Origin of the sequence: Staphylococcus lugdunensis (assembly GCF_002901705.1) — a bacterium.
Classification (GTDB): Bacteria; Bacillota; Bacilli; order Staphylococcales; family Staphylococcaceae; genus Staphylococcus; species Staphylococcus lugdunensis.
In genome coordinates this window covers 426124-450779 of sequence record NZ_PPPV01000016.1, presented here as the reverse complement: position 1 = coordinate 450779, position 24656 = coordinate 426124, and the positions used below count along the sequence as shown (strand labels likewise).

The following is a 24656-nucleotide window of genomic DNA, read 5'->3' as shown; positions in this document are numbered from 1 at the left end:
TTATAATTTTATCATTTAAAACATTGGTGAACTGCTAAATATATAGAATTCATCAGCATGAATGACAATACAACATATAGAGATGTGTCAGAGACACAGCAGGAGGTAATTTTATGACAACAATTAGAAAGATAGGAGTAAAAGATTTCACCTTTAGAGTACTATCCGGGGTAGCCATTGGGATCGTCGTTGGTTTAGTACCCAATGCCATTTTAGGTGAGATTTTAAAATATTTAATGCAGTATTCGCCAATATTTGCCATATTATTACATGTGGTGCAAGCACTTCAGTTTACTGTACCAGCTTTAATAGGTGCGTTAATCGCATTGAAATTTAATATGACACCTTTAGCAATTGCTGTTGTAGCAAGTGCCTCATACGTTGGTAGCGGTGCCGCACAATTTAAACATGGCGTTTGGGTTATTGCCGGCATTGGTGATTTAATCAATACAATGATTACGGCTGCAATTACAGTTTTATTTATTTTATTAATAGAAAAACGTGTTGGCAGTATGGCATTAATCGTTTATCCAACAGTTGTTGGTGGTTTATCAGCATTTGTTGGGGTATTAATATTACCTTATGTACATTTAATTACTACAGCTATTGGTGATATGGTAAACAGCTTTACCGAATTACAACCTATATTAATGTGTATGTTGATTTCGATGGTATTTAGTTTCATTATCATTTCGCCATTATCAACGGTAGCCATTGCGATAGCGATTGGTATCACAGGACTTGCAGCAGGTTCGGCATCAATAGGTATCTCTGCGACAGAAGCAGTATTACTTATAGGCACAAGTAGAGTGAATCGTGTTGCTGTACCGATTTCAATCTTCTTTGGTGGTGTCAAAATGATGATGCCAAATATGGTTCGTTATCCAATTATCATGCTTCCTATATTAGTGAATGCTGCAATATCAGGTGTTGTAGGAAGTTTGATTGGTATTGCCGGAACAAAAGAATCTGCAGGATTTGGTTTTATCGGTATGATAGGACCTATCAGTGCTTTCAAATTCTTACATGTTGATTCTGCATGGATTAGTTTAGGTTTGATTGTTTTAGCTTTCTTTATTGTTCCATTAGCAGTTGCATATGCTTTAGATATTCTATTTAGAAGAGTATTGAAGTTATATGATTCAAATATCTTTAAATTCCTAGGATAAAGTTAAAGTCACAGGCTCCGAGAGTTCTGTGACTTTTATTTTGTACATAGTTCTTGTAGTACTATGGCTTGATTATATTTGGTATTTTTTGCGGCATAGAGCAGGATGACATCTTGATGACTTTCTTCTATTATATGTTTAAGCTTATTAAACGCCTGTGCTTGTTCATCATTATCTTGTAACTCTTTTTTATATTTTTCTTTAAATTGCTTAAATAAGTCATCTTGATGATTAAACCATTGTCGTAATGCTGTACTAGGAGCAATGTCTTTCAACCATTCATCAAGTTGTGCGTGTGCTTTGGAGATGCCTCGAGGCCATACTCTATCGACAAGAATTCTTTTACCCTCTGGGATAGGATCATCATAAATACGTGCAATTTTAACAGTCATAGTAAATCTCCTCCATATTACATATGTTCCCTGAAATAGATGTTATAAAGCATATGTAAAAACGCTGACAGATAGCGTATAGTAATAAGTAACAAATAATGCATGCCTGTGCATTAATATTTAATAAGTAAAGGATGACACACATGGTCAAAAATATCGAAACACTTGCACTGAAAGCTGCGAAATTAACGCGACAAACTCATGAATTAGGTATTCCAGTGATGATATTATTTGAAGGTGTTCCAGCATCAGGAAAGACACGTTTATCAAATGAACTATTATTAAATTTTGACGCTAAATATACACGCTTTATTACAACACAATCTCCAAAAGAAAATGACTTGAGATATCAATTTCTACAAAAATATTGGAATAGCTTACCGAAAAAAGGGGGTATTAATGTTTACTTCCGTAGCTGGTATTCACATTATTTAGATTATAGAGAAAATGCTATTAAATCATTACAATACCCTAACTATGAAGTGTTAGAATCTCAAATTCATTCTTTTGAAAAGATGCTTATACAAGATCATTATGAAATCATTAAGTTTTTTATTGAAATAAATGAAGAGAAACGCCAAGAACATATTCGACAAACGAATAATAATCCATTAATGCAATGGAAAGTACAAGAATATGAGAAAGTTCTAGATAGTGATATTTATTTAAGAGATATGCATGGTTTTATTGAACGAGATAAAGATTGGAAAGTGATTGATTATACAGAGCGTCAACATGCTATAGAGAAGATGTATGAGCATATTATTAAACGTTTAGAAAAGGCAATTAAGAAACATCAACGACAATCGCACAATTATGACGGGTTATTTACATCAGATTATACGACAGACTTTTTTAATCAAACACTTGATAAAGTATCTAAAAAAGAATATAAATCGCAAGTTGTTGACTTACAAAAACGATTACGTGAACTACAATTTGCTTTATATGATAGAAAAATTCCTTTGATATTAGTATTTGAAGGTATGGATGCTGCAGGAAAAGGGGGAAATATCAAAAGAATTAGAGAAAAGTTAGATCCTACAGGATATGAGGTTAATGGTATAAGTGCACCTACAGACGTAGAGCTACAACATCATTATTTATGGCGTTTTGCTAAAGAAATGCCTCGTACAGGGCATATTGAAATGTTTGACCGCAGTTGGTATGGTAGGGTACTTGTTGAACGTGTAGAAGGCTTTGCAACAACGAAGGAATGGCAACGCGCTTATGATGAAATCAATGCTTTTGAAAAGATGTGGACGGATGAGGGTGCTATTGTACTTAAATTTTTCTTGACTTTGGATAAAAAAGAACAACTTAAACGATTCAAAGATAGAGAGAATAACGTGAACAAACAGTGGAAAATTACCAGTGAAGATTGGCGTAACCGTGACAAATGGGATCTGTACTTAGAAGCGAGTGTGGACATGATTAAACGCACGGATACAGACCATGCACCATGGTATGTTATTCCAGCAGATCATAAGAAAACATCTAGATTGAAAGTAATGCAATATATTATTCAACAATGTGAACACGCACTTTGGGGAGTTAAACATTGATATAAAGTTATAGGAGACTGGGACATCATTATGTTTTAAGTTGTGAACTCTATATTGGCAGCAGTTGACTGGACGAAAAATACGCTTATACCAAGCTTTTTCAATCCTAGTCAACCTTGCCGGGGCGGGACTAAGAATTCATAATGAATTCTGTCCCGCTCCCTATTTTTATAAATAGATAAATATGTGTAATGTATTACATATTTGTAATAGAGCTGCAATTTGTAATAATTCAGGTGGTGTCATCCATGTGTAAATTTTTTAATATTCTATTGTAAATAAAGGGTTTAAGATGAAATTTTTTACTTATAGATACGAAATTGTGTGTTACATTGAAAGACAATTATGTTTCAACATTACAAATGATGTCTATTATTGTAATTTTTTGTAAGATAGGTGTAATATAAATCGCCAAATTTTATGTTATAGTTTCTAGTGTCAAAAGTTAAACATGAATTTGAGGTAACAACTCAATACGTTTTTTAGAACATTAGAGAACAGTAAACGAAAATATACAACAATTTTTTGGAGGAATTTATTATTATGAAAAAGACAGTATTAGCATCATCATTAGCAGTAACTTTAGGAGTAACAGGTTATGCATTAACTTCAGGTCATGAAGCTCACGCAGCTGAAACTACTAACTATGATCAATTAGCTAACTTAGCACAACATAATCCATCAGAATTAAATGCACACCCAGTAAAAGCTGGCGCATATGATTTTTCTTTCGTGAAAGATGGTTTTAGATATACATTCACTTCAAATGGTCAAAACTTTACTTGGAAATATATCTACACAGGTGAAGCAGACAGCCAACCTTCAACTCAAGGTTACACTGAAGGTTCTACACAAGCAGTTAGTTCAAATGCACAAGCTAGCAACACAAATGTACAAGCAGTTTCTGCACCAAGATCAAGCTACCAAACATCAACAACTTCTTACTCAGCTCCAGCTACTTCAAGCTACAGCAGTTCAGTAAGATTATCTAACGGAAACACTGCAGGTGCTACTGGTTCTTCAGCAGCAGCAATTATGGCTCAACGTACTGGCGTTCCAGCATCAACATGGTCTGCAATCATTGCACGTGAATCTAATGGTCAAGCAAATGCACGTAACGCTTCTGGTGCTTCAGGTTTATTCCAAACTATGCCAGGTTGGGGTTCAACTGCTACAGTAAACGATCAAATCAATGCTGCAGTTAGAGCATACAAAGCTCAAGGTTTATCTGCTTGGGGAATGTAAGATAAACATTACTACAATATAAACTTAAAAAAACACTTCAAAGCCTATGCTTTGGGGTGTTTTTTTACGTACTTAAATATTCTTACAACATTGTCACAACAAAAATGTCATCAATTTAATAAAACTTTGCTATAATGGTACAGTATTCGTTCATATTAGTAGATGTACTACATAATCAAATATAAATATGAATGTTAATAGTATTTTTCTACTGGGAATATAATATCTACAAACAATATCCAAAAAAATTAACATGGTGTATTGTGAAAATTGTGAACATTTAAGTTGTGGGAGTGGCTATTGTTGAAAAAAGATTTAAGACGTATTGATCGGAACTACAAGTTAAGATATATGCCTGGACTAGACGGCCTTAGAGCCATTGCAGTGTTAGGTATCATTATCTATCATCTTAATCCCCAATGGCTTAGTGGTGGATTCTTAGGTGTTGACACATTCTTTGTTATTTCAGGCTATTTAATTACAAGCTTATTAATCATTGAATATTATCGAACAGGTACAATTGATTTAAGAGCATTTTGGATTAGACGAATAAAACGGCTTATTCCAGCAGTGTATTTTATGGTGTCTGCCGTACTTGTCTTTATATTGCTCTTTAAACCGGATTTAATCATTGAAATCAAAAAAGATGCTATAGCAGCATTTTTGTATGTTTCCAATTGGTGGTATATATCACAAAATGTTGATTACTTTAATCAATTTGCGATAGCTCCATTGAAACATTTGTGGTCATTAGCTATAGAAGAACAATTTTATGTCTTTTATCCAATTGTGGTTTTCTTCTTGTTTAAACGTTTTAAACCGCAAAAAATCACACTTATATTATGGATTGTCTCTCTATTATCTTTGGTAACGATGGCAATTATTTTTGGTGTGACAGGGGATAGTTCTCGCGTGTACTTTGGTACAGATACACGGTTACAAACGCTATTGCTAGGCTGTATTCTTGCGTTTGTGTGGAACCCATTTGGACTTAAAAAGACAAAATATAAAATGTCCTACTTAGGTATAAATTTATCTGGAATTATTGCCTTTATTTTATTAGTCAGCTTTTTCTTCATTATTAGTGACCAAGATAAATGGATTTATCAAGGCGGGTTCTATTTAATTTCTGCCATGACATTATTTATTATTGCCAGTGCAGTGCACCCATCATCTATATTAGCGAAACTGCTCAGCTTTAAATTATTTACTTATATTGGAAAGCGATCATATAGTTTATACTTATGGCATTTTCCAATTATTGTTTTAATGAATAGTTATTATGTACAAGGTCAAATTCCTGCATATGTCTACATCATTGAAGTTATATTAATGTTTGTCATGGCTGAATTTTCATATCAATTTATAGAAAATCCAATCAGAAAAAAGGGGTTCAAAGCATTTACATTCAACCCAAAACATGTCAAACGTATCATCAGAACAGTACTCATTTTAGTATTTTTAATTCCAACGTTAATAGCGTTTACTGGTGTATTTGATAGTTTAGGTAAAGAACACGAAGCAAAACAACATTCGAAAAAGACTTCTTTTAATACTAATCATAAAAAGCAGCCGAAACCACAGCCGGATCAAAATAAAGGACAGACTAAGTTTAATATTAAAAAATCTTCACCATTGTTATTAGGAGATTCAGTGATGGTTGACATCGGAGAAGTATTCGCCGATAAAGTACCAAACGCTAATATAGATGGTAAAGTTGGACGTCAGTTAATTGAAGCTGCGCCTTTAGCTAAAGGAAAATACCAACAATATAATAAAAAAGGACAAATTGTGGTATTGGAATTAGGTACGAATGGTGAGTTTACTAAAGATCAACTTAAAGAATTGGTTGATGCATTTGGTCAGGCTGATATTTATTTAGTTAATACACGTGTGCCAAGAGATTATCAACAAAATAATAATAAGTTAATGAAAGATATAACTAAAAATAAAAAGAATGTACATTTAGTTGACTGGTATAGCGCTTCAGCAGGACATCAAGAGTACTTTGCTTATGACGGCATTCATTTAGAGTATAGTGGATGTAAAGCCTTATCAAATGAAATTATAAAAACCATTGAACAAACAGAAAAAGAGAAAAATAAATAATAATTTATTTCGGTAGAGATAAATATCAACTAAGTCATATAACCACTGAACATAAATTCTAAAAATTTAGCCAGTAAATGCGTTTCTTGCAAATTCATTTGCTGGCTTCTTTATTTGCAATGCTTTGTATTATTGGCTCACTTGCTTAAGGACAGCTTGCTTTGTTTGTTGAAATACTTTTCGCATTTCTCTTTGTTGGGGTCTCGTCATATTGTTTTATTCTCGCCAAGATATGGCCTATTTAAATATGATTGTACATTAAACATGTTTTGAAAAAGTTAAGATACTTTCGCATCAATAAATAAACTTCATTAAACAAATTGCCTTATGAATAAAAACAATAATGTGATGCACTCATATACGCTACAAATAGAAATGCCAGTTTTAATACTTTCAAATGATATTGTATTAACTATACTCAAAGAAAGGGCTTTGCCGTTTTAATTTCCGTTATATTTATGTCCCATAATGTGTTATGTTTTGCTAATAAAGTACATAACCCATAAATTGTTAGAATATTGACATTATTCACTCAATTACAATAGAATGTATATATTAAGTGGAACATTGAAATGTAGAGATTAGACAAAGATGTGATATATGACTAAATTAAGTAGGATAGAGTTTTTTAAGGAGGTTTACTTATGATTATTTCTCAAAGACTTGATAGCATACCAGATAGCTATTTTGGGAAAACGATGGGACGTAAAATAGAACATGGCCCGTTACCATTGATTAATATGGCAGTAGGTATCCCTGACGGGGAAACACCTAAAGGGATTGTGGATTGTTTTGCGCAAGCCGTAAGTATCCCAGAAAATCAAAAATATGGTGCTTTTCATGGTAAAGCCTCATTTAGACAAGCTATCGTTGATTTTTATCATAGACATTATGATGTGTTATTAGATCCAGAAGATGAAGTGTGTATCTTGTATGGCACTAAAAACGGCTTAGTGGCCTTACCTACATGTGTTGTAAATCCTGGAGAGCATGTTTTGCTTCCTGACCCTGGCTATACGGATTACTTGGCGGGCGTTATGCTTGCAGATGCAAACCCCGTTCCATTAAATTTAGAACCACCACATTATCTACCTGAATGGGATAAAGTAGAACCACATATTTTAGAAAATACAGCACTTGTCTATTTAACTTATCCAAATAATCCCACTGGTTCAACTGCAACAAAAGCTGTATTTGATGCAGCGATAAATCAATTTAAGGATACTAAGACGAAAATTGTTCATGACTTTGCATATAGTGCCTTTGGTTTTGACGCTAAAAACCCAAGTATATTAGCATCTGAACATGGTAAGGATGTTGCAATTGAAATATTCTCTCTATCTAAAGGCTATAATATGTCTGGTTTCCGTGTTGGTTTTGCAGTAGGAAATAAAGAGATGATTCAAGCGCTTAAAAAGTATCAAACGCATACGAATGCAGGGATGTTTGGCGCATTACAAGATGCTGCTACCTATGCACTAAATAACTATGATGACTTTTTAGATCAACAAAATGAAACATTTAAGCGTCGTAGAAATTATTTTGAACAACAATTACTTGAAGCACACTTGCCATTTGTATCATCAAAAGGTGGTATTTATGAATGGTTGCATACGCCCCCAGGATATGATAGTGAGACATTTGAACAATTTTTATTACAAGAATTGTCTATTTTGGTGGCACCTGGTATTCCATTTGGTCAAAATGGTAAGCACTATGTACGTATATCTTTAGCATTAGATGATCAATTACTTGAAGAGGCAGCACAACGTTTAGCAACGTTGACGCATTTATATACCAATAATAATTAGAATGTGAGGAATTCGAATGACGAAAATTAAAATCATGACAGTACGTGAAGAAGATATCCCTTTTATTGAAGATTGGGCACGAAATAATGATGTTGAAGTAGATTTAGATACTGCACAGCTCACCGAAGAAAATGTAGATACCGTAAAAGGTTTTGATGGTTTATCGTTATCACAAATGCTACCTTTATCGGAAAACATATATGCTAAGCTCAATGAATTTGGGATTAAACAAATTGCACAACGTAGTGCAGGATATGATGGCTTTGATTTAGAATTAGCTACTAAGTACGATTTAATTGTATCTAATGTGCCATCATATTCACCTACGTCAATTGCTGAATTTGCAGTGACACAAGCGATTAATCTTATTAGAAATGCCAACCAAATTCAAAACAATGTACGTCAATATGATTTTCGATGGCAACCAAGTATTTTATCACGTTCTATTCGTGATTTAACAGTAGCGGTTATTGGTACAGGGCGAATTGGTGGTCGTGCGGCAGAAATATTTGCTAAGGGATACGGTAGCAAGGTGGTAGCTTATGATCCATTTCCAAATGAACATGTTGCTGAGTATGTTACATATACCGAAACATTGGAAGAAGCTGTTGGTCAAGCAGATATTGTAACAATCCATGTGCCAGCTACAAAATATAATCATCATTTATTTAATGACGATTTATTTAAACAATTTAAACAAGGTGCAGTATTTATTAATGCGGCTCGTGGGTCACTCGTTGATACAAAAGCCTTATTATCAAATATTGATTCACAGCACATTAAAGGTGCTGCTCTAGATACTTATGAATACGAACGAGGTGTCTTCCCAATTAACCATCAAGGTCAAGAACTCAATGATGCATTACTGGATGAACTAATTGAACGTGAAGATATTATTTTAACGCCTCATATCGCATTTTACACTGATGCAGCAGTTAAAAACCTTATTGTTGATGCGTTAGATGCAACATTAGATGTCTTAAATACCGGAACTACTCATTTACGCGTAAATTAATAATAATACAATTAAAACGTTTATTAAATGAAACAAAAATTCCTTATTTTAAAAAGAGACTCTCGAGCAAACAGAACAAGCTGAAAGGGGCCCCAACAAAGAGGCTTTCGAAAAGAAAGCCAACGGACAACGCGAGTTGGGGTGGGGCCCCAACAAAGAGGCTTTCAAAAAGAAAGCCAACGGACAACGCGAGTTGGGGTGGGGCCCCAACAGTGAGAAATGCGAGACGCATTTCAACAAGTAAAGCAAGTTGGGTGGTTAAAACGGTTCTATTAGCAAGTGAACCAACAAAAAGTGTAAATAAAGAAGGGAGCGGGACTACGAATTCATAATGAATGCTGTCCCGCTCCCTATTTTTCTAGGAATTATGTCCCAAACTGCATTATGTTGGGATTTATATCTCAGATTCTTAACACAACGATTTATTTTACATCGTAACCTTGGTCTTCAATAGCATCTTTCATTTGAGCTATTGTAACTTTATCTTCACTATAACCTACTCTTACTTGACCTTTATCTAAGTCAACTTCAGCAGATGAAACACCATTTAGTTTTGCAAGAGCAGATTCTACTGCATTACGACAATGTTCACAACTCATACCTTCTACATTTAAAGTATCTATTTTCATATTTAAACCTCCACATTTTTTATATTTAGTATTTACCCGTATTATAATATTTTTTACCATATAAAGAGAAGTTTTTATAGTTTCATACGTTTTAAACGTAACGCATTGGTAACAACACTAACTGAACTCAATGCCATTGCTGCACCTGCCACCCATGGCGCAAGTAAACCGCATGCGGCAATTGGAATACCAGCAATATTATAACCAAAAGCCCAGAATAGGTTTTGTTTAATATTATGAATTGTTTTTTCGCTGGCGATAATCGCTTTTGGTAATAAGGAAAGATCGCCACCTAAAATAGTGATGTCACTTGATTCAATGGCAACTTCTGTACCTGTGCCCATGGCAATGCCAACATCTGCTTGTACTAGTGCTGGTGCGTCATTGATACCATCACCCACCATTGCAACTTGATGCTGTTCTCGTTGTAAATCTGCAACATGTGACGCTTTGTCTTCAGGTAAAACATGTGCGATGACTTTATCGATACCAACTTGTTGAGCAATGGCTTTCGCAGTGTGTTCATTGTCACCGGTAAGCATAACAGTTTGAATATTCATAACATGCAGCTGGTGAATCGCTTGCTTTGCAGTAGCTTTCACTGTGTCTGCAACTGCGATCATGCCAGTTAGTTGATTTTTCACTGCGATAAACATAACGGTTTTACCTTCAGACTCTAATTGACGACATTGCGCATCAAATTTATCTATAGCTATATTATGGTCAGATAACAATTTACGATTACCGATGAGCACGTGCTCATGATCTACGGTAGCTTGAATACCATGGCCGGGCAGATTAGTGAATGATTGTACAGTTGTTAATGTCTGTTTTTGCCCTTGACCATATGTCACGATGGCAGTAGCAAGTGGATGTTCTGAACTATGCTCAGCACTCATGGCTAATTGCAAGGTGCGTGAATCGCCGATATAGTCTGTAACTTGTGGTTTGCCATGTGTGATAGTTCCTGTTTTATCAAAGACAATCGTATCAATATTATGGGTAGTTTCAACAAACGCACCGCCTTTAAATAAAATGCCGTTTTCTGCTGCTTTACCTGTACCTACCATGATAGAAGTTGGTGTGGCTAATCCGAGTGCACATGGACATGCAATAACTAAGACGGAAATGGCTGCAACTAAAGCATCTTCAAAGGAGCCAGGATGGATCCATAGTAACCAAATACTGAATGTTAGAATTGCTATAGAAATGACAGTAGGTACAAAATAACCTGAAATGATGTCAGCAAGTCGTTGAATAGGGGCTTTAGAACCTTGTGCATCTTCTACAACTTTAATGATATTAGCTAAGGCAGTATCTTCACCAACTTTTGTTGCTTTCATTGTAATAACACCTTGCTGATTCATTGTTGAACCGATGACTTCATCATCAATTGTTTTATCTATAGGTAATGATTCACCAGTTAGCATGGATTCATCAATTGCGGTTTGCCCTGAAGTGATGACGCCATCAACAGGAATCTTTTCTCCGGGTTTAACAACGAAATGTTGACCGACTTGTACTTTGGCAAGAGGGATCATCGTTTCAGTGCCATCTTGTTGAATGAGACGTGCAGACTTAGCTTGCAGATTTAACAGTTCACTTAAAGCGGATGTGGTTTGTGATTTGGCGCGTGCCTCTAAATATTTTCCAAATAGAATTAACGTGATAAGAACCGCGCTCGTTTCGAAGTAAAGATGTGGTTGATACGTATTCTTAGACAACCACTTTATCATTTCGTAAAGACTATAAAAATATGCAGCACTAGTACCTAGAGCAACGAGTACATCCATATTGGCACCGCCATGGCGTAAATTTTTATAAGCACCTACATAAAATTGCCAACCAATCATAAATTGGATAGGCGTGGCGAGCAGAAATTGGAACCATGGATTCATTAAAATATGAGGCAAGTTCATATGAAACAGATGAATCAACATGGTTAATACTAAAGGAACAGACAGTATAGCTGATACGATGAGTTTATTTCTTTTATGTGCGAGTGCTTGCGCTTTGCGCTTGTGCTGTGTTTCATCATTTTGCTTTAGCTGGGCACCATACCCTAATTGTTTAATTCGTTGGATAAGTGTATCTGCGTCGGTTTGTCCTGGATAATAATCAACTGATGCTTGTTCAGTCGTTAAATTAACGTTGGCTTGATTAACACCAGGTTGTTTACTTAGAACCTTTTCAATGCGATTTGAGCACGCAGCACAAGTCATACCTGTAACAGTTAATGTAGTAGATTTGGTATGGGACATATGCAAACCTCCCTTATATTACTTATTAATATACCCCTACTAGGTATATAGGTCAATCATTCTGTTTGCATATAAAAAAAGACTGAAATCAACCGTAGTGGTAGAAATTTCAATCCTTTAATGTTTTAACGGACTTATAAAGTACGATATAGCATATGTGTAGTTCATTTTCGCAACTTTTATAGGTTCAGTTAAAAGAAGTGTCAAAAGTTAACATAGGTTTAGAAGAAATCAGAAGGGGACAACGATTCAGTTTGCTTAGAATGATGTTGAAATTGATTAACCTTTTCAGCAAAGTTTTCGTGATAATAATTAGATACGTCATCTATAATTGCATAGTTTTCAAACGTTCGAACAAGGCCCAATATGACTAATATAATAAAGACACCTTTTAAAATTCCTTTCATAATTGTAATCTCCTTTGCTATGTCATGGTATAAGTATAGTAAAAATAAATAGCAATTTCATGAGACTTGAGCAGTGATTTTATCTGGTTCTAAAGTAGTAATGAGTGAAAAAATAATAGAGATATTAAGGGTGGAATATAGCCGACAACAATAACGGTTGTTAAAGTGAATATTAGTCATTAAAATGAAACTAATAATGATGTTGTGGAGGAGATTGTAATGACAGAAAAAGAAAAAATGCTTGCTCATCAATGGTATGATGCTAATTATGATACACAATTACATCAAGATTTATTACGTGCAAAGGATTTATGTTATGACTACAATCAAACGCGACCAAGTGATTCAAAAAAACGTATTCAGATTCTAAGTGAGTTGTTAGGTTATGAAACTGAAAATGTAGTTATTAATAGTCCTCTCGATATGGATTATGGTTGGAACGTTAAATTGGGGAAAAATATTTTTGTGAATAGCAATTGTTACTTTATGGATGGTGGAGGTATAACTATAGGTAATAATGTCTTTATAGGACCATCGTGTGGATTTTATACAGCGCACCATCCATTGACGCATCAAGAACGTAATATAGGATTAGAATTAGCACTTCCAATTACAATTGGAAATAATATATGGATAGGTGGTAATGTAGTAGTAACACCAGGGGTAACAATTGGAGACGGTTCAGTTATAGCAGCTGGAGCTGTAGTTACGAAAGATGTTCCACCCAATAGTTTAGTGGCAGGTATTCCTGCCAAGGTAGTAAGAGTCATTGATGATAGTGATTCACCGAAAATATAAATACTGTTAACAGAAATAACAAATCTTTAATGGCTTTAAATAAGAAAAGTCATTAAAGGTTTTTTGTTGAGAAACATTTCAATGAGCTACGTAACTTTATCACGCATAATATACACTATATAATAAAAAAATGATATAATGAAGTGATCTTATATTACTTTCTGTTTTATTGCCAATTGAACCTTTTAGCTATAGTGGTAGTAATAGAATTAATTTTTAAGCAACTAGAAATAATGTTAAATAGTACAACTTAGAAAGGAAAAATTAATATGGCATTAAAGAAATTTATAATTAATCAAATTCAAAGGAAGTTCAAATTTATATCAACTCCTCTTAAGAATAAGAAAAAATCGGCATATACTAGTAAAGTTATGACATATGCTAAATATTACGATAGATTGAAAGTAAAGAATAACTTGATTTTATATCAAGTGAGAGATGGAAAAAGTATTACAGATAGCCCCTATGCTATTTTTAAAAGTTTATTAAACAATAAAAAATATAGAAAGTATACTCATAAATGGGTAGTAGACAATGAAGCTACGCTCAATTTCTATAAACAAAAATTCTCTAAATTTAAGAATATTGAATTTATTATTAAAGAATCTGATGATTATTTAAAAGCTTTAGCAGAATGCAAATATTTATTTAATAACTCAACTTTTCCAGCTTATTATACTAAAAAAGTTGATCAAATCTACGTGAATACCTGGCATGGTACACCTCTCAAATGTATGGGCTTAGATATTGAAGATAGTCTTCGAGGTTCCCAAAACATTATTAAAAACTTTTTACAAAGTGATTATTTAATTAGTCCCAATCAGCACACTACAGAAATATTCAAGAGGGCTTTTGCACTTGAAACGATATATGGAGGACAAATACTTGAAATAGGATATCCTCGAATCGATTTAACACTTAATACAAGTAAACCATCCATATTAAGTAAAATCAGTACACATATTAATTTAGATGGCAGAGAAATAGCATTGTATTGTCCAACATGGAGAGGATCGGATGTTAACAATCCAACTGAAAGTCTGAACAACATTCTAGATGAAATTAAACAGTTGGAAAAGCATATTAACTATCAAGTATTAGTTAAAGTTCATCCATATGCATATCAAGAAGCATTAGAAAATAAAGCATTACTCCCGTATTTAATACCAGATTATTTTGATACAAATGAGCTATTATCAGCGATAGATTTAATAATCACGGACTATTCAAGTATCTTTTTTGACTTTTTAGTTACAGATAAACCCATCATATTTTATACACCAGATTATGAAGAATATGAAACATCAAGAGGCATGTATATAGGAATAGATGATTTACCCGGACCAGTTTGTCACCACATCGAAGAAGTTATCGATGCTATTCAACAACAAAGCTACTTTTCAGATAAATATCTAAAGAATTATCAACATTTCAAACAAACCTATGTCAATTTAGATAATGGTAGCGTTACCCAAACGCTCATTGATTATGTATTTAAAGGTAAAAAAGTGATAGATCCAGTAACAAATGTTGTAAATAAAAAGAAAATCCTCATTTATCCGGGTGGCATGAAGAATAACGGGATTACTTCTTCGGCCATCAACTTATTAGAGAATCTTGATTATAGCCGTTTTGATGTAACGATATTTCTTAATCGTACTAATAATGCAGAAGTTTTAAATAATTTAAATAATGTAAATGAAAATGTCAGAATTATCTTGAGAAGAGGACCTTTATTTGCATCATTAAAAGAAATGTATATTGTCAATTTTATTAGGCAAAGAGGTTTGAATAAAACGTTTGAAAAATGGCTTTATCCTAAAAAAGTTTACGAACGTGATTTCCGTAAAGTATTTGGTAATAGCAAATTTGACTACGCTATCGATTTTAGCGGGTATTCTATGTTTTGGGCTAATCTTATTTTAGCAAGTCATGCGAAACGCAAATTCATCTTTTTACATAGTGATATGAAAGCAGATATGAAGCGCACAATTAATGGTAAAAGACCGCATTATTTAAATGTGAAAGGTGCTATTTCGACATATCAGTATTTTGATAAACTAATCAGTGTATCCGATGCGACGAAACAATTAAATAAAGAGAAGATTAATCAAAAGAACTTAAATAAGAAATTTGCTACTGCTAGAAATACAATTAATATTACTAAAATTAATCAGCTGAAAAATGATGATTCTGATAAATATGAAAAGCATGGTGAATCTGTATTAGTTAATGTGAGAGATAATAAAGTTCACTCTGTTCGATTTAGTGATGAAGATTTTAAAATAGTTACAGTAGGTAGATTATCACCTGAAAAAGGCTTTGATTTATTGATTGAAGCAGTATCTGAATTAGTGGGACACTATCCTAAAGTAAAGCTTTATATTATAGGAGAAGGCGCACTTAGAAATCAATTACAAAAGCAAATTAAGCAATTAAAATTAGAAGACAATGTATTTTTATTAGGACAACGTAGCAATCCATTTTATATCATGAAACATTCTGATTTATTAGCTTTGACTTCTTACTATGAAGGTCAATCAATGGTATTATTAGAAGCTTTAACATTAGGTATGAACATTTTAGCGTCTGATATTGAGGCAAATCGATATGTCTTAAATGATGGCAAGTTTGGTAAACTTGTTAGTCACGATATTAAAGATATAGCTAAGGCGATTGAACATTTTATCAAAAAAGAAAATGACGTATATGAAACATTTGATTATCTTTCATATAATAAGCAAGCAATTAATGAATTTTATAAGCTACTTAAATAGTTGAAGAGAGATCTGAGATGAAAATAAATGTCTCAGATCTCTCTATTTATTGTTGTTTATTATAATCTAAATAAGCTGCGATACCTGTTGAAATAGTATATTGGGGTGTGTAACCAAGTTGCTGAAGCGGCTTTATGTCAGCTAATGAATGTTTAATATCGCCAACTCTCGGTGGTTCATATCGAACAGGAATGCTGTAGCCATAACTATTCTCAAAAGCTTTAAATACATCCTTTAAAGTTGTTTGATGGCCAGTTCCTACATTATAGATTAAACCATTCGTACATGAATGATTTAATACCATCCATAACGCTGCCACTAAATCATCAATATAGACAAAATCGCGTGTCTGTTCACCATCACCATAGAATGTAAAAGTTTGATTATGTGAAAATTTATTATTTAAAATAGACAATACACCAGAATAATCTGAAGTTGGATTTTGTTTAGGACCATATATATTAAAAAATCTTAAACAAGACGTTGGCACATTATAGAGGCTATTATAAATTTTGACATATTGTTCACCAGAAAATTTTTGAATAGCATATGGAGACAATGGACAAATATAAGACTGCGAAACTGATTTTGGTAATTCAGGTAAATCACCATAAACGGCAGCCGATGAAGCAAAGATAAATTTCTTCAAATTGGAATTCCATTTTCGACAAGCCTCTAATAAATTAATCGTAGAATCTATGTTCACTTGGTTAGATTCTATTGGTTTTTCAACGGTTTCAACTACGCTAACCATAGCTGCTAAATGAATAACATAATCAAATTGATATACTTTTATTAATTCAGTTACAAAGTTAAAATCAGTGAAATCTTTAATAAAAATATGTTCTTTATCAATAAAAGGGATATTGTCGAGAAATCCTGAACTTAAATTATCTATTACAAATACTTCGATACCTTCTTTTGAAAATTTTTCTGCTACGTGAGAACCGATAAATCCAGCTCCACCCGTAATAAGTGCTTTCATAGTACCACGTCCTTACTCATGATGTCGTTAAAAATATGATAATTATATTATACTTTATTTCTATTATAAAATTAATCCTCTATATAACATTTGTGTCGCGCTGCTTAGAATGATTAAATGTAGGTTACTTAAAGAAAGGTAAGACTTTTCAGATAACATTGTGTAAGCGATTGCAAAAATGGGGGATGTAATAGTAAAATGAACTTAATGATATGAAATATCATTTTATGTAAGACAAAATACGATTTAATTTAAAGCTTTTATAAACTTAGGGGGTAATTAAGAATGGTAGTACCTTTCAAAAATGAACCTGGAATTGACTTTTCAGTGCAAGAAAATGTTGAAAGATTTCAAAAAACATTAGTAAAGGTAAAGCGTGAACTTGGTCAAACACTTCCAATCGTTATTGATGGGAAGCATATCACTAAAGATGATACATTTGATTCAATCAATCCTGCTAATACATCAGAATTAATTGCAAAAGTATCCAAAGCAACTAAAGATGATGTAGAAAAAGCATTCGAATCTTCAAATAAAGCTTATAAATCATGGAGCAAGTGGTCACATAGAGATCGTGCTGAATTATTATTACGTGTAGCTGCAATCATTCGTCGACGTAAGGAAGAAATCTCAGCAGTAATGGTCTATGAAGCAGGTAAACCATGGGACGAAGCGGTAGGTGATGCTGCTGAAGGTATCGATTTTATCGAATATTATGCGCGTTCAATGATGGATTTAGCTGACGGTAAACCAGTATTAGACCGTGAAGGTGAACATAATAGATACTTCTATAAACCAATCGGTACAGGCGTTACAATCCCACCTTGGAATTTCCCATTTGCAATTATGGCAGGTACGACATTAGCGCCAGTGATTGCCGGTAACACAGTACTGTTAAAACCAGCGGAAGACACTGTCCTAACGGCTTATAAATTAATCGAAATTTTAGAAGAAGCAGGTTTACCTAAAGGCGTCGTAAACTTTGTACCTGGTGATCCGAAAGAAATTGGTGATGATTTAGTAGACTCTGTTCACACGCATTTCATCACATTTACAGGTTCACGTGCAACAGGTACACGAATTTACGAACGCAGTGCAGTCGTTCATGAAGGTCAAACATTCTTGAAACGTGTGATTGCAGAGATGGGCGGTAAAGACGCCATTGTAGTAGATGAGAATATTGATACTGACTTGGCTGCAGAAGCAATTGTCACTTCAGCATTCGGCTTTTCTGGTCAAAAATGTTCCGCATGCTCACGTGCCATCGTACACAGTTCTGTTTACGATGAAGTATTAGAGAAAGCGATTGAATTAACAAAAGAGTTAACAGTCGGTAATACTGTAGATAACACATTTATGGGTCCTGTGATTAATAAAAAGCAATTCGATAAAATTAAAAATTATATCGAAATAGGTAGTAAAGAAGGAAAAATTGAAATCGGTGGCGACACAGATGATTCAACAGGTTACTTCATTAAACCTACCATTATTTCAGGGTTGAAATCTTCAGATCAAATTATGCAAGAAGAGATCTTTGGTCCAGTTGTTGGCTTTACAAAGTTTGATACCTTTGATGAAGCGATAGACATTGCCAATGATACAGATTACGGTTTAACAGGTGCTGTGATTACGAATAACCGTGAACATTGGATGAAAGCAGTTAATGAATTTGACGTAGGTAATTTATATCTCAACAGAGGTTGTACTGCAGCGGTAGTAGGCTATCATCCATTTGGTGGTTTCAAAATGTCAGGTACGGATGCTAAAACTGGTAGTCCAGATTACTTATTAAACTTCTTAGAACAAAAAGTTGTTTCAGAAATGTTTTAAAACTTAAACAGGCTGGGATATAAATCCCAGAAAAATAGCGCTCAAATGAATTGAATTCAACTCATCTGAGCGCTTCTTTTTTATTCAATACTACGTATTAACATGTAATTTCACCTTTAAATGTTTAAAAAATAAGGCAGTTTCGTATCATTTAATAAATATCACTAAACTAAATGAACGAGGTGCCTTATGTATAATAATGATAACATGATGCAACATACGTTATTAATAGAAGCTTCAATTTTAATCACGGATTTTTAAATTGACAACTTTATGAAATATTTTGTCCATCTTATCCGCATCCATATTGGGATTTTCACATCTAGCCCATTCTACAAAACCTGCTAACGTCGAGTCATAAATATAAAAAATTAAACTTTCTGGAACAGCACGATCGACGATAATGCGATGTTGATTTTCTTTAATATCATTTTTTAAAGTATCAATAATAAATTTCGACACAACTTTTTCAAATTCTTTATCATCTTGTTGCTTTTGTTGAATGCGTTGCAATTCGGCTTTATTTTGAAAAGTTGTGTAAATGGTTTTAAAAGGATTGTTGAGCCGTTCTTTAATATCCGTTGCAAGATAATCTTTAGTTAATAATTTGATTAAGTAGATTAGTAAATCATATTTATCATAAAAATGCTTGTAAAACGTTGTGCGATGTACCATAGCGTTATCACAAATTTGGTTGACTGAAATCGTTGTAAACATATGCTTTTCTAATAATTCATATAAGCTCTGAGATAATGCTTTTTTCGTTTTTATAACTCTCAAATCATTATGGTTCATATACAATTCACTCCAAACCGTAGTTTATCTATACATATATCATTAATTATGACTTTAAATACAGAGCAAAAGAATGTAACATATTGGCATGTTAAATAATCTACAATGTATAGTTAAACTATAACGTTGATTTTAGAAGGGGGCAATACTTTGGCAAAATTTTTATATAAATTAGGCACATTTGTAGCGAAGCACAAGTGGTCAAGTTTGATAGCTTGGGTTGTTATCTTGGCGGCAATTATGATTCCATTATCGTTTAACGCACCTAAATTTGATAATGATATTAAAATGAGTGGTCTAAAATCACTAGATACTAATGATAAAATTGAAAAACATTTTAACCAAGATAGTGAAAAGGCATCCATACGTGTAGTTTTAAAATCTTCAAGTGATAATGGTATCGTCTCAAAAAGTATGACAAAAGATATAAAAAAAACACTGAAAGATATTAAGAATGACGATAAACATGTGGATAAAATATCAGATCCATATCAAACAAAACAAATTAGTAAAGATAAATCGACGGCAATTGCCGAAATTACTTATGACAAATCAGCAACATCTTTATCGGATAAATCACGCGATAACGTGAAAGATCATTTAAAAGATTTACGAGATGACCATAATGTACAAACAGAACTCACTGGTAATGGCATGCAAACAAATGAAGTTGGCGGTTCGTCTGAACTTGTAGGTGTGATTGTGGCTTTCGTTGTCTTATTAATCACATTTGGTTCTTTTATAGCAGCAGGTCTACCTATTGTCAGTGCATTAATTGGTCTAGGTAGTGGTGTAGGTATTATTAGTTTATTAACATTTGCATTTAATATACCTAATGTAACGTTGACGCTGGCGGTAATGATTGGATTAGCAGTGGGTATTGATTATGCGCTATTTATTCTTTTCCGATATCGTCAAGTGATGAAGACGGAAACAGATTATATCAAAGGTGTTGGTTTAGCAGTTGGCACGGCGGGTAGTGCAGTTATCTTTGCTGGTGTGACAGTTATAATTGCGGTCTGTGGCTTATCGTTAGTAGGCATTGATTTCTTATCTGTCATGGGATTTGCGTCTGCAATAAGTGTCGCGTTTGCTGTGTTTAGCGCATTGACTTTATTGCCAGCGTTGATTAGTATTTTTCATAATCAAATCAAGACAAAAACAACCAAATCAGAATTTAAGAATCATGTTGACACACCATGGTCTAAGTTTGTAGTTGGCAATTCATTAGCTGCTGTATTATTAGGTTTAATTATTTTAGTGGCAGCAGCGATACCTGTGAGCCATATGCGGTTAGCGATACCTGATGATGGTGTCAAACCAAGTGACACGACACAGAAAAAAGCATATGATATTATTTCAGATAAATTTGGTGAAGGCTTCAATGGCCAAATACCAATGTTGATCAATGTAAAAGATCAAAAAGATAACCCTCAGCAATTGCAGAAAGACTTAAAAGCACTGTATAAAGACGTTAGTGACATGAAAAATGTTGATGTTGTATCACAACCTCAAATGAGTAAAAACAATGATTATGCACTTATGGCAGTGATTCCTAAAAAAGGTCCAAATACTGAAGCAACGAATGATTTAGTACAAGATTTGCGCGATTATAATAAAGACGCCAAAGATAAGTATGGTTTTAAAACAGAAATTTCAGGACAAAGTGTCATTAATATAGACATGTCTAAGAAATTAAACGAAGCTATTCCACTCTTTGCAGGTGTGATTGTTATTCTAGCATTTGTACTGTTAATGATTGTCTTTAGATCTATCATTATCCCATTAAAAGCAGTTCTTGGATTTGTACTATCCTTAATGGCCACTTTAGGATTTACGACACTCGTTATGCAAGACGGCTTTATGAAAGGTCTTTTCGGTGTTGAAACAACGGGGCCAATGTTAGCATTCTTACCGGTTATCACAATAGGTATTTTATTCGGTCTAGCAATGGATTATGAGGTCTTCTAAATGTCTCGCATTCATGAAGAATATAGTAAAACACGTGATAATGCCTATTCCATTAAAGTGGGATTAAAAGAAAGCGGACCTGTAATCATTGCAGCAGCACTCATTATGTTTAGTGTATTCTTTGCATTTGTATTCCAAGAAGATGTAATGATTAAATCAATGGGTATGGCACTATCATTTGGTGTGCTCTTTGATGCGTTTGTTGTGCGTATGATGATTATTCCAGCACTAACTCAATTATTTGGTAAGGCATCATGGTATTTACCAGGTTGGTTAAGCCGCATTATTCCACACATAGACATTGAAGGTCATGCACTAGAAAGTATGAAAACACCAAGTGGTGATAGTTATCAACGACATCGCCATACAGAAAACTATACACAGTCATTTAATATTGCGTCTACTCCAAATGCATCATCACAAGAATTAAATCAATCATCCATGCGTACGATTCAAGTAGACCAGCCGACGTATGAGTTGTATCACGCAATTCAGCAACATACACATGATACACATTTCTTATATCGTGCGCTAAAAAATTATCAACAACAGCAAACAGATCATTTTGATGACAGTCGGTATAATCAAAGTGAATTAGAGATAACACAATTGTTACAGACACAAAGTGATAATATAAAACAATTAAACGAACTTATAGCACAACAACTAAAACAAAATAAAAAATAGCAATTTTAACCCTTTAAATCATATGCAGATTTGAAGGGTTTCTATTATGCGAGAAGCACAGAGCGTTTGATGGTAATGATAAAGGGTATCAGAATATAAGTAGTCAAATAATAGGGGGACGCATGATGAAAGGCACAAAACAAATAGACAAAATGTTGCAAGACAATGATAAACAACTTTCAAAGTTATTTAAATATGATAAAAAGAAGGCACTCACATTTTCAAAGGAAGATCGTGAGGAAGTAGCGGATAAATATGGAGTATTTGTCATATTTGATAATAAAACACCAATCTTTGTTGGACAATCAGGTGGCTATTCTACAGGATACCAACCTATTACACGAGATTTAGCTTATAAACTAGGACAGTTTAACTTAAAATCTGGTGTTGGTACAGCTAAATTTAAAAAAGGACTTGCTGCAACTAAAACATTAGATGTTACTGACACGTCGCTAATTACAGCCGAAGCGCTTAATCTTAAATTTCAATATATTAATGTTAAAAATGAACCCGCATTCATTAATATTTTAGAATTTTTAGCAATAGAGTATGCCAAGAATAAAGGCTATCATTTAATCAATTATTATGATATTAATCTAGATTAGCACAGAATAATATACAGAGGAACAAAATTATGACTATAACAATACATTATAAAAATGATCAGCAGCAATGCGTGAGCACGACGAATTGGGAAAATGTCCCATCAGCAGCATCGTTAAAATGGATGGATGTAGTAAATCCAACAGCCGAAGAAAAAAAGCTAATCACAGAACGTTTTGCATTAATTGAGCGTCATATTGAAGAATCCGTATATTTAATGAGTCGGCCGAAATTTATTTTAAATGAGCAACAGCAAAGTACATATGTATTATTGCATGCGATTGATGATCATAACTTTTCAGCGCATCCAATGAGTATTCATGTCAATAAACAGTGGATGATTACCATTCATCGTACGGAGCTGGATGCGATTAGCCAGTTACAAAATGCATGGCAACATCAGCAGTTGGATATTACATCAACAGATGATCTGGCGCTTCAGCTCATAGATATTATTACTAAAAATTATTTTCGATTTATTGATGAAGTAGAGGATCGCGTTTTTTCATTTGAAAATCAAAATGTTGACCGTACTAACAATAAGAAGTTGATGGATGATGTTTATGATATCCGCTCTGAAATTATAAAGCTAAAACGAGTGCTAATTCCTATGGAACAACTATTAGCACAAGTTGTTGACGAGGATATGTATACGATTGCACAACAACAGCGCTGGTTATTTAAACATATTCACAGTCGGTTACAACATCAACGTGATACGTTAATTTCATGCGAACAAATTACGGACGATATTAAAGATAATAATGAATCTTATCGTTCTAATCGAATTAATCGTGTGATGAACGTCTTAACTATCATTTCTTCGATTTTCTTCCCGTTATCGTTTTTAACAGGTTGGTATGGGATGAACTTTAAATATATGCCCGAACTCAACTGGCATTATAGTTACTTTGCTTTTATCGGTATTTCGCTTATAGTAACTATAACGTTAATTTTATTTTTTAAAAAGAAAGATTGGCTATGACGCAGTGATGCTAGTGAGAAGGAGGTATGCTGATGACATACGCTATGAAATATGATGCACCAGTAGGGCCGTTAACAATTCTATCAGACGGTGAATCAATAACCCAAGTTTTATTTGCTAATCAAGCTTGCTATGATGAAATGATACAGACTGGCAACGTTCCTATCTTGCAACAAGCTGAAGCATGGTTAGATTGTTATTTTTCAGGGGAAAAGCCACAGTCTTCACTGAAATTAAAACCAGAAGGGACACCATTTCAGCAAAAGGTTTGGCAATTGTTAAGTGAAATTCCATATGGCCACGTTGTAACCTATGGAGAACTGGCAACAAAGATAGCGAAACAGCTTGGGAAGTCACATATGTCAGCACAAGCAGTCGGTGGTGCAGTAGGAAGGAATCCCATTTCTATTATTGTGCCATGTCATCGTGTAGTTGGTAAAGATGGAAGCTTAACTGGCTTTGGCGGCACGATTGATAATAAAATAAAATTATTACAACTTGAAGGCGTCAACATGTCGGCACTTTACCGACCTAAGTACAGCACAAAGCCTTAACTATCTCAAAGGCATAAAAAGACCATCCAACAAGTTAAAGTGCTTGTTGAATGGTCTTTCAAAGATTT

At 33.8% G+C, this 24656-nt stretch carries 17 protein-coding genes and 2 pseudogenes; 13 read left to right on the top strand and 6 right to left on the bottom strand.

Translation table 11 applies throughout. The features are described 5' to 3' along the window. The first annotated feature begins 113 nt into the window (after positions 1 to 113). On the top strand, positions 114 to 1169 hold the full coding sequence (locus CD041_RS08995) for a PTS sugar transporter subunit IIC (RefSeq protein ID WP_002460513.1): 1056 nt from the start codon (positions 114 to 116) through the stop codon (positions 1167 to 1169). A 35-nt stretch (positions 1170 to 1204) separates the two neighbouring features. On the opposite strand, the gene CD041_RS08990 is transcribed toward CD041_RS08995, so the two are convergent. Beyond that, positions 1205 to 1561: a DUF488 domain-containing protein gene (locus tag CD041_RS08990; RefSeq protein WP_002478580.1), complete on the bottom strand. Its 357-nt coding sequence runs from the start codon at positions 1559 to 1561 to the stop codon at positions 1205 to 1207. 143 nt (positions 1562 to 1704) lie between these two features. Here CD041_RS08990 and CD041_RS08985 point away from each other — a divergent pair, with 143 nt between their 5' ends. From CD041_RS08985 to CD041_RS08965, 5 genes are all read left to right on the top strand, one after another. Continuing rightward, entirely contained in the window at positions 1705 to 3126 is a 1422-nt protein-coding gene (locus CD041_RS08985) for a polyphosphate--AMP phosphotransferase (RefSeq protein ID WP_002478581.1), read from the top strand. A gap of 543 nt (positions 3127 to 3669) precedes the next feature. Then, positions 3670 to 4371, top strand: a complete 702-nt coding sequence (locus CD041_RS08980) for a transglycosylase SLT domain-containing protein (RefSeq protein WP_002460510.1) — start codon at positions 3670 to 3672, stop codon at positions 4369 to 4371. Positions 4372 to 4671: 300 nt separating this feature from the next. Continuing rightward, entirely contained in the window at positions 4672 to 6480 is a 1809-nt protein-coding gene (locus tag CD041_RS08975) for an acyltransferase family protein (RefSeq protein WP_012990709.1), read from the top strand. A 647-nt stretch (positions 6481 to 7127) separates the two neighbouring features. Beyond that, on the top strand, positions 7128 to 8291 hold the full coding sequence (locus tag CD041_RS08970; protein ID WP_176746682.1) for an aminotransferase class I/II-fold pyridoxal phosphate-dependent enzyme: 1164 nt from the start codon (positions 7128 to 7130) through the stop codon (positions 8289 to 8291). A 16-nt stretch (positions 8292 to 8307) separates the two neighbouring features. After that, positions 8308 to 9306 (top strand): D-lactate dehydrogenase, encoded by a 999-nt coding sequence (locus CD041_RS08965; protein ID WP_070815493.1) that lies wholly within the window; start codon positions 8308 to 8310, stop codon positions 9304 to 9306. A 422-nt stretch (positions 9307 to 9728) separates the two neighbouring features. On the opposite strand, the gene copZ is transcribed toward CD041_RS08965, so the two are convergent. The 3 genes and pseudogenes from copZ to cwrA form a co-directional block, all read right to left on the bottom strand. Further along, positions 9729 to 9935 (bottom strand): copper chaperone CopZ, encoded by a 207-nt coding sequence (gene copZ, locus CD041_RS08960; RefSeq protein WP_002478585.1) that lies wholly within the window; start codon positions 9933 to 9935, stop codon positions 9729 to 9731. A 74-nt stretch (positions 9936 to 10009) separates the two neighbouring features. Then, a pseudogene (locus CD041_RS08955) lies at positions 10010 to 12184 on the bottom strand (heavy metal translocating P-type ATPase); the annotation flags it as partial. 233 nt (positions 12185 to 12417) lie between these two features. After that, complete coding sequence (cwrA, locus tag CD041_RS08950; protein WP_002460500.1) at positions 12418 to 12603, bottom strand: cell wall inhibition responsive protein CwrA; 186 nt, start codon at positions 12601 to 12603, stop codon at positions 12418 to 12420. A 219-nt stretch (positions 12604 to 12822) separates the two neighbouring features. Between cwrA and CD041_RS08945 the strand changes: the two genes are divergently transcribed. After that, positions 12823 to 13401 (top strand): sugar O-acetyltransferase, encoded by a 579-nt coding sequence (locus CD041_RS08945; RefSeq protein ID WP_002478587.1) that lies wholly within the window; start codon positions 12823 to 12825, stop codon positions 13399 to 13401. A gap of 269 nt (positions 13402 to 13670) precedes the next feature. Further along, the gene (locus CD041_RS08940) at positions 13671 to 16178 is read left to right on the top strand and encodes a glycosyltransferase (RefSeq protein ID WP_070648335.1); all 2508 of its coding nucleotides are present in this window, start codon (positions 13671 to 13673) and stop codon (positions 16176 to 16178) included. A gap of 46 nt (positions 16179 to 16224) precedes the next feature. On the opposite strand, the gene CD041_RS08935 is transcribed toward CD041_RS08940, so the two are convergent. Next, positions 16225 to 17163 (bottom strand): NAD-dependent epimerase/dehydratase family protein, encoded by a 939-nt coding sequence (locus CD041_RS08935; protein ID WP_070648333.1) that lies wholly within the window; start codon positions 17161 to 17163, stop codon positions 16225 to 16227. Between the two features lie 285 nt (positions 17164 to 17448). On the opposite strand from CD041_RS08935, the gene pruA reads away from it, so the two are divergent. Then, on the top strand, positions 17449 to 18993 hold the full coding sequence (gene pruA, locus CD041_RS08930; protein WP_062078133.1) for an L-glutamate gamma-semialdehyde dehydrogenase: 1545 nt from the start codon (positions 17449 to 17451) through the stop codon (positions 18991 to 18993). 243 nt (positions 18994 to 19236) lie between these two features. Here the strand turns inward: pruA and CD041_RS08925 are convergent, their stop codons facing one another. After that, a complete protein-coding gene (locus CD041_RS08925) occupies positions 19237 to 19788 on the bottom strand; it encodes a TetR/AcrR family transcriptional regulator (RefSeq protein WP_002478590.1) in 552 nt (183 codons plus the stop codon). A 150-nt stretch (positions 19789 to 19938) separates the two neighbouring features. Here CD041_RS08925 and CD041_RS08920 point away from each other — a divergent pair. The 4 genes and pseudogenes from CD041_RS08920 to CD041_RS08905 form a co-directional block, all read left to right on the top strand. After that, a pseudogene (locus tag CD041_RS08920) lies at positions 19939 to 22093 on the top strand (MMPL family transporter); the annotation flags it as partial. Between the two features lie 478 nt (positions 22094 to 22571). Further along, a complete protein-coding gene (locus tag CD041_RS08915; RefSeq protein ID WP_002478592.1) occupies positions 22572 to 23051 on the top strand; it encodes a hypothetical protein in 480 nt (159 codons plus the stop codon). A 29-nt stretch (positions 23052 to 23080) separates the two neighbouring features. Next, positions 23081 to 24034, top strand: a complete 954-nt coding sequence (locus tag CD041_RS08910; protein WP_070481619.1) for a CorA metal ion transporter family protein — start codon at positions 23081 to 23083, stop codon at positions 24032 to 24034. Between the two features lie 32 nt (positions 24035 to 24066). Continuing rightward, positions 24067 to 24588 carry a methylated-DNA--[protein]-cysteine S-methyltransferase gene (locus tag CD041_RS08905; RefSeq protein ID WP_070648331.1) on the top strand — a complete coding sequence of 174 codons (522 nt, stop codon included), beginning with the start codon at positions 24067 to 24069 and terminating at the stop codon, positions 24586 to 24588. Positions 24589 to 24656 lie beyond the last annotated feature (68 nt).

Bases quoted from the DNA above. Each gene is read 5' to 3' on its own strand.
- CD041_RS08995 (WP_002460513.1), top strand. From the start codon at position 114: ATGACAACAATTAGAAAGATAGGAGTAAAAGATTTCACCTTTAGAGTA.
- CD041_RS08990 (WP_002478580.1), bottom strand. From the start codon at position 1,561: ATGACTGTTAAAATTGCACGTATTTATGATGATCCTATCCCAGAGGGT.
- CD041_RS08985 (WP_002478581.1), top strand. From the start codon at position 1,705: ATGGTCAAAAATATCGAAACACTTGCACTGAAAGCTGCGAAATTAACG.
- CD041_RS08980 (WP_002460510.1), top strand. From the start codon at position 3,670: ATGAAAAAGACAGTATTAGCATCATCATTAGCAGTAACTTTAGGAGTA.
- CD041_RS08965 (WP_070815493.1), top strand. From the start codon at position 8,308: ATGACGAAAATTAAAATCATGACAGTACGTGAAGAAGATATCCCTTTT.
- copZ (WP_002478585.1), bottom strand. From the start codon at position 9,935: ATGAAAATAGATACTTTAAATGTAGAAGGTATGAGTTGTGAACATTGT.
- cwrA (WP_002460500.1), bottom strand. From the start codon at position 12,603: ATGAAAGGAATTTTAAAAGGTGTCTTTATTATATTAGTCATATTGGGC.
- CD041_RS08945 (WP_002478587.1), top strand. From the start codon at position 12,823: ATGACAGAAAAAGAAAAAATGCTTGCTCATCAATGGTATGATGCTAAT.
- CD041_RS08940 (WP_070648335.1), top strand. From the start codon at position 13,671: ATGGCATTAAAGAAATTTATAATTAATCAAATTCAAAGGAAGTTCAAA.
- CD041_RS08935 (WP_070648333.1), bottom strand. From the start codon at position 17,163: ATGAAAGCACTTATTACGGGTGGAGCTGGATTTATCGGTTCTCACGTA.
- pruA (WP_062078133.1), top strand. From the start codon at position 17,449: ATGGTAGTACCTTTCAAAAATGAACCTGGAATTGACTTTTCAGTGCAA.
- CD041_RS08925 (WP_002478590.1), bottom strand. From the start codon at position 19,788: ATGAACCATAATGATTTGAGAGTTATAAAAACGAAAAAAGCATTATCT.
- CD041_RS08915 (WP_002478592.1), top strand. From the start codon at position 22,572: ATGAAAGGCACAAAACAAATAGACAAAATGTTGCAAGACAATGATAAA.
- CD041_RS08910 (WP_070481619.1), top strand. From the start codon at position 23,081: ATGACTATAACAATACATTATAAAAATGATCAGCAGCAATGCGTGAGC.
- CD041_RS08905 (WP_070648331.1), top strand. From the start codon at position 24,067: ATGACATACGCTATGAAATATGATGCACCAGTAGGGCCGTTAACAATT.